Raw genomic sequence first — 13,336 nt, forward strand, 5'->3', positions numbered from 1 at the left:
CGTTATTATTAGTGTGATGTTATTTTATGTATTCTTTTACGCGTTCTATCGCTTTCGGAATTCCACCAGGATTTTTTCCTCCTGCTGTTGCAAAGAAAGGCTGTCCGCCGCCGCCGCCGTGAATTAGTTTTCCAAGTTCACGCACTACTTTTCCAGCATCATAACCGCGTTCGGCAACTAAATCTTTCGAAATATAGCACGTTAGCATGACTTTGTTTTCATTCGCGGTAACAAAGAACAAAAATAAGTTGTTTAGTTCGCCTCCAAGTTCAAATGCTAGGTTTTTGATTCCGTTTTGATCTAAATCTACTTGTTTTGCTAAAAAATTGACACCATTAATTTCTTCTAGCTGATTTTTTAAATCTCCTTTTAAGTTTTTGGCTTTGTCTTTTAGTAAGTTTTCAATTTGCTTTCGCAATTTAGCATTTTCATCTTTTAAATCGGCAACTGCTTTGACAGCATCTTTTGGATGATTTAACGCATCTTTTATTTCATAATACGCTCTGTTGTTTTGCGCGTAAAATTCTTTTGTAGCATCTAAAGTAATTGCTTCAATTCGGCGAATTCCTGCGGCAACTGCACCTTCTGACTTTATTTTAAAGTGCCAAATATCGCCTGTGTTTTCTACATGCGTTCCACCACAAAGTTCTATTGATTTTCCAAAACGAATGGAACGAACTGTATCGCCATATTTTTCTCCAAATAACGCCATTGCTCCATCTGCCATTGCTTCCGAAACGGGTCTGTTGCGTTTTTCTTCTAGCGGAAGCTTTCCTTCTATTCTGGCATTTACGAAATCTTCTACATCACGCAATTCTTCTACGGTAAGTTTTGCAAAGTGTGAAAAGTCAAAACGTAAATATTTTGAATGTACTGCCGAACCTTTTTGCTCTACGTGTTCTCCTAAAATTTCACGCAATGCTTGATGCAATAAGTGCGTTGCTGTATGATTGGCTGACGTACGGTAACGTTGCTTCTGATCGACAACTGCTTTAAAGGTAGCATTTAGATTTTTCGGCAATGTTTTCGCAATGTGAATGATCAAGTTGTTTTCTTTCTTCGTGTCAATGATGTACACAGTATCGCCATCTTGCGTTTGCAGATATCCTTTGTCGCCAACTTGTCCACCACCTTCAGGGTAAAAAGGTGTCAAATTGAACACCAATTGGTATTGTACACCTTCTTTTTTGGTTTCGATTTTACGATATTTTACCAGCTTCACATCAACTTCTAAGGTATCATACCCTACAAATTCTTCTTCTTCATCTTCGATAACGGTTACCCAATCATCTGCCTGAATCGCAGTAGCTTCACGACCTTTTCCTTTTTGTTCTTCAAGTAATTTATGGAATTCTTCTTTGTTGTATGATAAATCGCGTTCCCGCAGGATTAACTCTGTCAAATCTTCTGGAAAACCGTAGGTATCTTTTAATTCGAATACTTTCTTCCCTGAAATTTCGTTTCCACTCGTGTTTTTTATCACACGATCTAACAATACCAATCCTTGATCTAACGTACGTAAGAATGAAGTTTCTTCTTCCTTTATTACATTTTGGATTAGTTGTTTTTGTTCTTTAATTTCTGGGAAAGCTTCTCCCATTTTTTTATCTAAAACGTCTACCAAACGGTAAATAAACGGTTCTTTTTTGTTTAAGAATGTAAATCCGTAACGAATGGCTCTTCGCAATATTCTACGAATTACATATCCTGCCGCATTGTTACTTGGCAACTGTCCGTCGGCAATTGAAAATGATACCGCACGCACATGATCTGCAATGACACGTGTTGCAATGTCTATTTTTTCATCGTTTCCATATTCGGTATTTGTAATTGCTTCAATTTCTCTGATAATTGGCGTAAATACGTCTGTATCATAGTTCGATTTTACATGTTGCAACACCATACACAAACGCTCAAATCCCATTCCCGTATCAACATGTTGTGAAGGTAATTTTTCTAGTGAACCATCAGCTTTACGATTGTATTGCATGAATACTAAGTTCCAAATTTCCACCACATGCGGATGATCCATATTTACTAAATCGGCACCTTTTGTAGTTGCTTTTTCTTCCTCAGAACGAATATCAACATGAATTTCCGAACATGGTCCACATGGTCCTTGACTTCCCATTTCCCAGAAATTGTCTTTCTTATTTCCCATCAAAATACGATCTTCAGGAATAATTTGTTTCCACAAATCGTATGCTTCTTGATCGAGTGTTAAACCATCATCATCACTTCCTTCAAAAACAGTTACGTACAAAATATCTTTGTCGATTCCGTATACTTCGGTCAATAATTCCCATGCCCAGGTAATGGCTTCTTTTTTAAAGTAATCGCCAAAACTCCAGTTTCCAAGCATTTCAAACATGGTATGATGATAGGTGTCATATCCAACTTCTTCCAAATCGTTGTGTTTTCCACTTACACGCAAGCATTTTTGTGTATCGGCAATACGATTGCTTTTTGGCGTTCCGTTTCCTAAGAAATATTCTTTAAAAGGCGCCATTCCAGAGTTTATAAACATCAATGTTGGATCATTCTTCATAACCATAGGCGCAGAAGGTACAATTTGATGTGTTTTAGATTTAAAAAACTCTAAAAACTTAGCTCTAATATCCTGAGATTTCATGTGTCTATTTATATTGTCTTCAACGTTTGTATGCTGTTTGCTATTCGTTTTTCTCTTAAAAAGAATACCATTTTAAGCACGCTCGTTGTATGTGTTATACTTTATTATTGTTGCTGTAAGATATTTCATGGTTGATTCATAAATTTATCTTAACCTACTTTAAAATTCTTAAAAACTGTAAAACAATAGCTATATTTGTTCGCTTTACAGATTATCTATGTAATGAATTTATAGATAATTTGTGCAAAAATAGCATAATTTAGGGAATGAGTAAGGTAAAATATTATTACGATTCAGAAACACTGTCATATCGAAAGATTGAAACGAAACGCGGACGCAAAATTGGGTATGCTATTTTGTTTGTCGCTGCAGTTGCTTTGTGTACAATTTTATTAACTTCTTCACTCTTTATTTTTGATACTGCAATTGAAACACCAAGAGAGAAATCATTGAAACGTGAATTGGCAAATATGCAGTTTCAGTACGATTTATTGAATAAAAAAATAGCGCAAGCAGAAGCTGTTCTTACCAATATTGAAGAACGCGATAATACTATTTACAGATTGTATTTTGAAGCAAATCCGATTCCTGAAGAACAACGAAAAGCAGGTTTTGGTGGTGTAAATAGATATGAAGCGTTGTACAATTATGAAAACTCCGATTTGATTGTTGAAACGACAAAACGCTTAGAAATTCTACAAAAACAGTTAGTTGTACAGTCAAAATCGTTAGATGAAATTGCCAAATTAGCAGAAGATAAAGAAGAGTTTTTAGCGTCTATTCCTGCCATTCAACCTGTTAACAATGAAGATTTAACACGTATGGCTTCTGGTTACGGCTGGCGAAATGATCCGTTTACGAAAGCCCGAAAAATGCATTGGGGAATGGATTTTACTGCGCCAAGAGGAACGCCTGTGTACGCTTCAGGAGATGGCGTTGTTGTTAGAGCAGACAATTCGGCTTCTGGTTTTGGAAAGCATATTCGCATTGATCACGGTTATGGATATGTTTCATTGTACGCACATTTAAGCAAGTACAATGTACGCAAAGGAAAAAAAGTAAAACGTGGGGATTTAATTGGTTTTGTAGGAAGTACAGGACGATCGCAAGCACCACATTTACATTATGAAATTCGCAAGAATGGCGATAAAATAAATCCGATCAACTTCTATTACGGAAATTTATCTGCGGAAGAATTTGAAGAGTTATTGTTAAATGCTTCCAAGCAAAATCAATCGCTAGACTAATGCATGTCGATTTACCTGAAAAATTATATTACAGTATTGGCGAAGTTGCCAAAGCTTTTGACGTAAACGCTTCTTTGATACGTTTTTGGGAAAAAGAATTTGATGTGATTCAGCCTAAAAAGAATGCAAAAGGCAATCGTAAGTTTACGCAACAAGACATTAAAAATTTAGAACTTATTTACCACTTGGTTAAAGAACGCGGCTTCACACTTGACGGCGCAAAAGTTCATTTAAAGGAAGAAAAGAAAAAAACACTTTCCAATTTTGAGATTATTCGTAAATTACAGCAAATAAGAGCTGAACTTGTGAAAATCAAGGACAATCTGTAACGTTTACATCAATAATAACACTATACTAATAAATAAACCTGAATAATTATGAAGAAATGGTTAATCCCTTTAATCATTGTTGGACTTATCGCCTTTGGAATTTATCAATGGGCCGTTGGTTTTAACAATACTGCTGTTGAATATGAAGCAAATGCAAAAACAGCTTGGTCAAATGTCGAAAGCGAATACCAACGTAGAAGTGATTTAATAGGCAACTTAATTGATGTTGTAAAAGGCGCTGCCGAATATGAACGTACAACATTAACCGAAGTCATTGAAGCCAGAGCCAAAGCAACCTCAACAACAATAGATGCTAGCAATTTGACGCCAGAAAATATGGCACAATTTCAACAAGCACAAGCTGGACTTTCAGGTGCTTTGAGTAAATTATTAGTTTCGGTAGAACGCTATCCTGAATTAAAATCTAACGAAAACTTTTTAAAGCTTCAAGATGAGTTAGCAAGTACCGAAAACTCAATTAGAACCGCTCGAAAACGCTTTAACGACAAGGTAAACATATATGACATTTATACGACCAAATTCCCTAATAAAATTTTAGCAGGTTGGTTTGGATTTAAAGAAATGCAACGCTTTAAAGCAGATCCTGGAGCTGATAAAAAAGTAGATACTAGCGGACTCAGACCAGATAAAAAGTAATTAAAAAATAACACATGTCTAACGTAGAAGATTTCCTTTCTGTTCAAGAAGAGCAGGAAATCATAGCTGCCATCAGAAAAGCAGAGCGAAGTACTTCTGGCGAAATCAGAGTACACATTGAAGCACATACAGATGCTGATCATTTTGATCGTGCTTTGGAAGTATTTCACTTGCTTAAGATGGATAATACACGGCTTCAAAATGGCGTGCTCATTTACGTCGCTGTCGCTGATAAATCATTTGTAATTTACGGCGATGAAGGTATTAATAATGTGGTTCCAAACGATTTTTGGAATAGCACACGCGATATTATGAGCAAGCACTTTAGGCAAGGAAATTTTAAACAAGGCTTGATAGAAGGTGTTTTGAAAGCTGGCATAGAATTACAGCAACACTTTCCATGGGATATTGATACGCATGAAGACGAATTGCCTAACGAAATTTCAAAAAGCTAATGCGGATCATCTCTAAAATACATACACGTTTCTTGTTTGTGCTGTTAGGAATATTTTTCTTGAATGTTGCGCATGCACAATATACCATTCCTCCAAAACCCGCAGATAAAGATCAAAAGTTTGTATATGATTATGCAAATTTGCTTCCAATTGACGATAATGCGTATTTAAAAGCCAAACTTACACATTATGCCGATAGTACATCCACGCAAATTGTAGTTGTTATTATTGAATCGCTTAAAGGCGAAAGTATTGGTATGCTAACACCTGAATGGGGACATAAATGGGGAATTGGACAAGCAGAAAAAGACAATGGTGTGATTATCCTGTTGGCACAAAAAGAACGTAGAATATGGATTTCTCCAGGATATGGTGCCGAAAACAAATTAACCGCAGGAATTACAGGTCAAATTGTACGTAATAGAATCATTCCACACTTTAAACGAAATGATTATACGAGCGGATTAGACGCTGGAATTGAAAGTATTTTTGAAGTATTGAGAGGCGAGTTTAAAAATACTCGAAAACGTGACAGAAGTAATAGTAACAGCGACGGAATTCCTGCTGGAGTTGTTTTTTTCCTGATTATATTTTTTATCATTCTAATCTCTATTTTAGCCAATAATAAACGTAATGGCGGCGGTGGCAATCACGGTGGCGGACGTCGTAGCACGGGAAGCGATTTATTAGATATTATTATTTTGAGTAATATGGGACGTGGAAGTTTTGGCTCTGGTTCTGGAAGCAGTGGCGGCTTTGGTGGCGGTGGATTCGGCGGTGGCGGCTTTGGCGGTGGCGGATTTAGCGGCGGTGGCGCTGGTGGAAGTTGGTAGTTTGGATGCGCTTTGCTGTTAGATTGTTAGTCACGCTTTGCTCTTAGAATATTAGTAGGTTCGCAAGTTTATTTACTAATCCCTAATGCCTATTCCCTAATACCTTTTTGCTAGAATGTTGGAATCTAAACTATCAAAACTTCTAACTACTCAATTCTCATAGCTCAATACTAGATCTTATCTTTTTAACGTAAAATGTCCTGTAAAGTTTCTTCCATCTTCAAGTTGAACTGAAAACCAATAGTCGCTAGATGGCATTTTAGCACCATTGATCATTCCATTCCAAGCATCTTCTGAATTGATTAATATTCTGAGAAGTTTCCCAAAACGATCGTAGATATATACTTGTGAATTTGCCTGAAACACATCTGAGATTCCTTTTATTTGCCATGTATCATTTACGCCATCATTGTTTGGTGTGAAAAATCTCGGGTAACCGATTACGGCGATTTCTTCATTTACAATGCCACAATTGTTTTTAATATCTTTTATATACACGGTGTGAAAACCTGCGCCCACATTTTCAAATACATTTGATTCTTGATAGATACCATTTGGATTGTCTAACGCAAATACATAATCGCCCAAACCAGAAACTAAAACTGTTACAACATTGTTATCGGAAATGTCGTTGATTTCAATTGCGTTTATGGTAGCAATGTCAGAAGGTTGTACTGAAATTGTATTTATTTTTGAACAACCGCCAATTCGTGTTACTTCAACGGTGTAATTTCCTAATTGATTGACTTGGATTTCTGGTGTGGTTTCTCCCGTAGACCAAAGAAATGTATAGTCACTAAAGTTTGAAGTAATTCCGCTTTGAAGCGTTATCAACTGTGGCGTAAAGTTCACGCAATAGTATTCCGTTTCCGAAGTTGGAATGTTTGGCAAATTGATCACACTTAGCATGACTTCTCCGATTCCATAACATTCGCCATTGCGTTCTACACGTGCATAAATAGTTTGCGAATAGGCTTCTGTATTGGTAAAATTGGTTCCTAACGGATTCATTAATAACAATGCATCTTGCAATGTTTCATAGTAATTTACCGTTGTTCCCGAAGGCAAACCATTCAAAATTTGTGCGTCAGCTAGTGACAGATCAAAAGGTGCCAAACCGATTTCTTCTTCTGCATCACAGGTATGTAAGCTTGCATTATTTACTGTATTTAAACTTACTTCTAGTGTAACTTCGGCAGTATTTACACAACCAAAAATCAAATCGGTTACTTCTGCATATACGGTTTGCGGATTTGAAAGATTTGTGTATGCACTTGTTGTTATTTCTTGCGTAAGCGCACTATCTTCATAATAGCGAACTTGCCGATCTGCTAAAACTCCTGCGGCAACTTCTTGCGAATATTCAAATAGATTGAATATTGTTGTTCCACTTGTTGATCCGCATTGCACAATGGTAATGTCTTCCGTATCGGGCAACCCATAAATGGTTGCTGTGATAGGACTTCGTGCGCCGCCAGTACATCCAGAGAATGCTGGCAACACCCATAACGTTGTTGTTTGTGTTACAGAAATTGTATAACTCGCTCCACTGTGAATTGGCGTTGTTGCCGTTTCCGAATCGAACCATAATATACTGTCAGCATTCGTATCTACACTTAATGTCATGGTATCTTCATCGCAACTTGCGCCTTCTGTAATGGTTGATTTTGGTGTTTCAATTCGTGTACTTGCCGATAAATTTATGGTAGGTTCGCCAGGCATTCCACCATATTCAATGATGTATCCTTGCGGATGATATGGATTGTTTGGATCTGTAGAACCTACATTTGGCAAGTCGTTCCAAGAACCTAAAGAGCCAATACTTGGATCGGTAATGTGTGCATAGTGTTCGCCTCCAAAGTTATTGGGTTCGCCAGAATTCCAAAATGTGTAAAGTCCATTTTGTGGCGTTCCACCAACTTCACCGATCCAAAAAACGGTTCCAGCTTCTGGTCCTGTAACCCATTGCCATATTCCTTCTTGTCCTATATCTGAGGCGCCAATCCAACCTGTACCTGAACTTTGCGAACCTGCTAAGTCTGCTTCTTCTTCAGTGGTCAATGTGGCGAGATATCCTTGCAATCCAAAGTAGGTTTGCGTAGCTGCTAAATCGCGTGCTTCTGTCCATGAAATTCCAGTGTTTTGCACATAGAAATAGTAATGTCCTGTAGATGGTAAGTAATTTGCATCTCCTAAGTTGATGGAGAAAAATTTGTCTTCTGTAAAGATTGTTTGTGTGGTTTCGAAAACAACATCAGCTATTGCAGCTTCATATTCTGCAAATGTTGCCGGACCAACGAGTGCCAATCGTCCTAAGGCTGGTGTCCAAAAGGCGTTGATATTTGGATGTGTTCCTGTGAGTGATAATACATCATTTCCGTTGGAATATCCTTCTGATATTTGAATGTATATGATTGGTAAAGTAGTATCTGTCGGATCAGGATCTGTGATTGAAACACTCGTGATAATATTCATTGGCGCATCTCCACAAAATTGTTGATCGCCTGTTGCCGTAATCGTTGGTGGAGTATTTTGCGCATACGCAGTTAGTGTTGCTAAGAGTAGCAAATATGTTAGTATGGATGAGTAAAAACTGCGCATGTTGAACTGAGTATACCTTTAAAATTAGGTATTTTTTTGGTGTGTACGAACTTGATGATCTTATTTTAACAACTACAACGTTGTAGTTTGTTAGAAATTTGCGCGAACTATCTTTTTTGGATAGACTTTTAGGATTTCTTGCTGTTCTGCTTCTGTTAGTTGATTGAAAGAGCGCTGGAATTTTTCTAGTGAAAGTTCTTTTTGCAATTCGTCAATTGTTTTTGATATTTGTTGCTTTATCGCTTGTATGAATTGTTTGGAAATGCCTTGTTTTACTTTCAACGCAATGAGCGCATCTGTTGAACTTTTTTGCATATATTTTTTAACTTCTTGTAGCAATTCTCCAAATGAAACTGCTTTGCCATGAACGATGATTTCATCTTGTGCTTTTATGTGAATTTTTAATGCGCTTCTTAATTCTGTTTCACTTAACGCTATATTTTCATTAGGTGGTTTTATACTTTTACTGCCATTGAGTTCTAAAAAGTTGATGATTCTCAATCTGTAATATATGTGTTCAAGATCTGTTGGTGTGAGAAGTTTTGCTACTTTTTTCGTCACATCCTGTACATTGTTGGCGGTTTTTATTTGTTTGAGCGTTTCTTCTACTTGATACATGTTGGAATTTTGAAAACCTTCTTGTTGCTTCACTGTTTCTGTACAAGCTTTAAAGGCTTTGATATCAAACTTCTTGGCAGAAAGTTGCGCCATCACAAAGTTTATAAACTTCAGATTTTTGTAATCGATGCTTGTATAGGTTCCGCTATTTTTTAGAAAGTATAGGTAGCTTTCTCCACTGATTCCTTTTAAGATATTGGCTTCCGACAGCAATGCTTCTGCCTTAGTTACAAATTCACGAAGCGCAACACCTTTGTCTTTAAAGTTGTCTTCATAGCATTTCATGTGTGCATCTTCAAAAGAATAATCGTTTGCTTGTGCATTCAGCATGACAACATTTAGCAAAAAGATAAAGAAACAAGAGAAACGAACTATTTTCATAAGCAATTTATTTACTTAAAGATATATAGTTTGTAAGTTATAAGAAAGTATTTTTATGATGAATTGTTGTGTTTAAAAAGTCATTTAATGTTTTTCACAGTAAACGTAGCTAATTTATCCTTTTGAAGCGTTTACTCCAGTTTTGTTTGCTTTGTTAAACTTGTCTAAGAATGAAAACGTAAGGTATTTGTAAAAATCGTTTGAAAAGTCTTTTGGTTCAAAAATGGCAAGTAATTTATTGGCAAGTGTTTTTAGGTCAGGATTGTTATTTCCTGAAGAAGATAGTTGTATGAATTTGCTCAGTTTTGACTCTTTGAATTCAGCAGATTCCATAAGTCCGTTCATACATTCCATGTATTCCTTTATTTTTTTGTTGTTACTCATACCTTTGATCACGTAATCGCTGATTTCAAGATTTCCCATATTGCCTTTTACCGCTTCTTCAATGTTTTGGAAAAGTGCTATGTAACTTTCGCCGCTTGTATCTTTTAGCAGTTTTGTATCTATAAGTTGTTGTTCCGCTTTTTTGATTAATTTTTGAAGTTTTACTCCATTGTCTTCAAAGATGCCATACATACAATTCATGTATTGGGTTTCTAATTGATAGTTTTTGTTTTGTGCAATACTTACACACGAAATGAGCATTATAAAGCTATACAATAAAGGTTTTAGCGAAGTTTTCATTATTATTTTTTTATGTGACGATTGTTTTTTAATTCGGTTACATTTCATAACGAATATACAAACTCTATTCCATAAAAAAAGCTCTTGAATGTTTTTCAAAAGCTTTCCTTATATAGTGTACTATACATTTACATAAATTTCATACCGCCTTTTTTACCACCAACTTTGTTAAGTTTATAGGTAAAACCTAGCATGAAATATCGTTGCAATACGGTACTTTGTGAATCTTGAATAAAGTCAGCCGTAACCGATCTACGTGTGTTGATATTTTGATCTAATAAATCGTACGCCGTTAGTTTTATAGTGCCTCTATCGTCTAATATTTTGAGTCCCAAACTCATATTCCAAAAGAGTGCACTTCGTTCAAATCCTGGCGCTACATTGGTTCTGTACGTATAACGCAAGTCATTTCCAAATACAACTTTCTTTGGCCAAAATGTCGTTGTTCTCAGTCCTACATTGTGTGTTTGAAAGGTTTCATCATCAAAGTTATCTAAGGTGTATTTTGTCGTATTTAATTCTAGTGAATATCGCGGCTCTATTTCTAGCAGTTCTTTGTAGTTGTAGTTCACACTTATTCTTGGTGTTAACGCATTTCGTTTGGTTGCAAATTTTACACCATTACTAAAGTTAAATTCTTTGTTATAATTGTTATAAATTCCTGTTCTGAAACGGATTGATGAGCTATCACGTTTGATGGTTTTACTGTATGAAACGCCTCCGCTTGCTCTTAATACACCATCAACATTGGTAAAGGTTGTCGTTCTGATTCGGTTTTCATCTGTTGTTGAAATTGGCACAATTCTATCTTCCGTAAGTGTTGTAGAAAGCCACACAAAAAATCCACTTTTACTTTTAAAATCATAGTTATTGAAATTCGCGTATATGTTGTGTGTAAATTCGCGATTCAGGTTTGGATTACCAATCGTAATGTTTAGTGGATTGCTAACATTGGCAACAGGTTGCAATTGTTGTGCGCTCGGCGCTTGCGTTCGTGTATTGTAGTTTACCGAAACACTCATCCCTTGCTTGATTCGATAACGCATATATGTATTAATGTTGATATCGGTAAAGTTTGAAGTTATGGAAGTATTTTGGATGAATTCTTCATTTTTTAGTTCCGAAAAGCGAATTCCAGTATTGAAACTTAGGTATAATTTTTCTGTTTCGTAATTGATACCAATTCTTGGCAAATGTGTTAGAAAGTTCACTTTTAAATCGGAACTCAACGTTTCATTAAAATCATCATATTGATTCGTCGTATTGTCAAAATCGAATACTTTTCGATCGTTGCGTTCGCGTCGGTTGCTAAATTCGTAATTGATATCTAAGAAGAGTTTTTCTTTTAATGGAATTCTATATTCTACTTCTGTTGTGATATTGTTTTGTTTGGAATCAGTATCTGTCAGCTGATCTCTAGTTTCGGAAGACGGCGTTGTGCCAAATATTTCGTTGCTCGTATTAAGAAAGTTCTCTGAAGTATTATTGATGATTCCGTTCGAGATATTGAAACTTACATAAGAACCTTTGCTTCCAAATTTTTTAATGATATCAATATCGCTTCCAAAGTTTCTACGTTCAGAATCTGTTCTGTTTTGCGAATTTCCTCGGTTGAGTATGTTATCATCTTCATCAGATGATTCTTCCGTGCTTGAAGAAAAGTTTTCGCCTTCCGTAAATCTGAAACTTGGCGCTACGACTACTTTAAATGTCGAATCGATTTGAAATTGCAATTCTGCGGTAGCTCTATGACTGTCATTTACGTTGAGTGAAGTTGTTGTCGAATTGGTAAAGAAACTTCCATCGGGCAAAATGTTTTCACGCTCTACTTTGCTTTCGTTTTCCGAATCGGCGCGCGAAAAGAAGTAATCTGCTAATATTTCGGTTTTATCTTCATATTCATCTACAAAACTTGCGCCTGCATTTGATGATGTTGTAATTCCTTGTCCGCCACCAAAGTTAAGTCCGCCTACCGAAAAGGAACCATTTCCACTCCACGAAACACCGCCAGCATTTCCCATCATGTCGTAAATTTCATCAAAACTAAAACCTGAACTATTAATATTGTTTTTACTTGCCAATACACTAACGCGTTGCTTGTCGTTAAAGTAGTTCCAAATACCACTTAAAGCATAGCGTTCATCGGTTCCGCCACTGACTGTTGCGCGTCCAAAAAATCCTTTGTTTTGATCTTCTTTGAGTTCAATATTAATGGTTTGTTCTTCGGAAGTTCCTTGTTTTCCTGTGAATTCTTGCGATTCACTTTTGGTGGTTGTTACTTGAATTTTATCAACAATTTCTTTGGTAAGATTTTTTGTAGCAATGCTAGGATCGTTTCCAAAGAATGGTTTCCCGTTGACTAATATTTTGTTGACTTCTTTACCGTTTACCGTTATTTTTCCTTCACTATCGACCTCAACACCTGGCAATTTTTTAATTAAATCTTCCACAGTAGCATCTGGTCTGGCTTTAAAGGAATCTGCATTAAACTCTAAGGTATCTTTTTTTATGGTAATTGGCGCACGTACAGCAACCAATTGCACCGCATCCAATTCGTTTGACGCAGGTTTCATTGCAATAGTTGGCACTTGAATTACAGGTTTGTTTAGGCTAATTTTTTTCTTGTATGTTTGAAATCCGTTGAATGTTACCAATAGGTTTACTTCTTTCAATTTAGTGCGCGTTAACATTTCAAATACACCATTTTTGTCACTAATGGTGTATGTAATTAGCGTCGTATCTTTTATAGATTCTAAATATACAGTGGCAGATTCTAACGGAGTTTTTGTTGTTTCGTCAATGATTTTTCCTTTGACTTCAAATTCTTGTGCCGTAAGTTTGGTAGCACATAAACTGATAAGAAGTATCAGTAATACAGTAAATGGTTTATTCATGTTGG

General features: G+C 36.2%; 10 protein-coding genes. 5 read left to right on the forward strand and 5 right to left on the reverse strand.

From position 1 onward, the window contains the following. Positions 1 to 19: 19 nt before the first annotated feature. Complete coding sequence (gene alaS / locus AA089_RS06765) at positions 20 to 2,632, reverse strand: alanine--tRNA ligase (RefSeq protein WP_046756172.1); 2,613 nt, start codon at positions 2,630 to 2,632, stop codon at positions 20 to 22. 266 nt (positions 2,633 to 2,898) lie between these two features. On the opposite strand from alaS, the gene AA089_RS06770 reads away from it, so the two are divergent. Genes AA089_RS06770 through AA089_RS06790 form a run of 5 tightly spaced genes read left to right on the forward strand, consistent with a single transcriptional unit; the run spans position 2,899 to position 6,153 of the window. Then, positions 2,899 to 3,879 carry a M23 family metallopeptidase gene (locus AA089_RS06770; RefSeq protein WP_046756173.1) on the forward strand — a complete coding sequence of 327 codons (981 nt, stop codon included), beginning with the start codon at positions 2,899 to 2,901 and terminating at the stop codon, positions 3,877 to 3,879. Continuing rightward, complete coding sequence (locus AA089_RS06775; protein ID WP_046756174.1) at positions 3,879 to 4,208, forward strand: MerR family transcriptional regulator; 330 nt, start codon at positions 3,879 to 3,881, stop codon at positions 4,206 to 4,208. Before AA089_RS06770 ends, AA089_RS06775 begins: the two co-directional genes overlap by 1 nt. 48 nt (positions 4,209 to 4,256) lie before the next feature. Further along, positions 4,257 to 4,865 carry a LemA family protein gene (locus AA089_RS06780; RefSeq protein ID WP_046756175.1) on the forward strand — a complete coding sequence of 203 codons (609 nt, stop codon included), beginning with the start codon at positions 4,257 to 4,259 and terminating at the stop codon, positions 4,863 to 4,865. Between the two features lie 14 nt (positions 4,866 to 4,879). Continuing rightward, the gene (locus tag AA089_RS06785; protein ID WP_046756176.1) at positions 4,880 to 5,320 is read left to right on the forward strand and encodes a TPM domain-containing protein; all 441 of its coding nucleotides are present in this window, start codon (positions 4,880 to 4,882) and stop codon (positions 5,318 to 5,320) included. After that, a complete protein-coding gene (locus AA089_RS06790) occupies positions 5,320 to 6,153 on the forward strand; it encodes a TPM domain-containing protein (RefSeq protein ID WP_046756177.1) in 834 nt (277 codons plus the stop codon). Before AA089_RS06785 ends, AA089_RS06790 begins: the two co-directional genes overlap by 1 nt. Before the next feature lie 177 nt (positions 6,154 to 6,330). Here AA089_RS06790 and AA089_RS06795 read toward each other — a convergent pair whose 3' ends face one another. The 4 genes from AA089_RS06795 to AA089_RS06810 form a co-directional block, all read right to left on the reverse strand. After that, complete coding sequence (locus tag AA089_RS06795; RefSeq protein WP_046756178.1) at positions 6,331 to 8,754, reverse strand: T9SS type B sorting domain-containing protein; 2,424 nt, start codon at positions 8,752 to 8,754, stop codon at positions 6,331 to 6,333. Positions 8,755 to 8,844: 90 nt separating this feature from the next. Next, positions 8,845 to 9,753 (reverse strand): hypothetical protein, encoded by a 909-nt coding sequence (locus AA089_RS06800; protein WP_046756179.1) that lies wholly within the window; start codon positions 9,751 to 9,753, stop codon positions 8,845 to 8,847. 114 nt (positions 9,754 to 9,867) lie between these two features. Beyond that, positions 9,868 to 10,437: a hypothetical protein gene (locus tag AA089_RS06805; protein WP_046756180.1), complete on the reverse strand. Its 570-nt coding sequence runs from the start codon at positions 10,435 to 10,437 to the stop codon at positions 9,868 to 9,870. A gap of 128 nt (positions 10,438 to 10,565) precedes the next feature. After that, entirely contained in the window at positions 10,566 to 13,331 is a 2,766-nt protein-coding gene (locus AA089_RS06810) for an outer membrane beta-barrel protein (RefSeq protein WP_046756181.1), read from the reverse strand. Positions 13,332 to 13,336 lie beyond the last annotated feature (5 nt).

The organism is Kordia jejudonensis, assembly GCF_001005315.1.
GTDB classification, from domain to species: Bacteria; Bacteroidota; Bacteroidia; order Flavobacteriales; family Flavobacteriaceae; genus Kordia; species Kordia jejudonensis.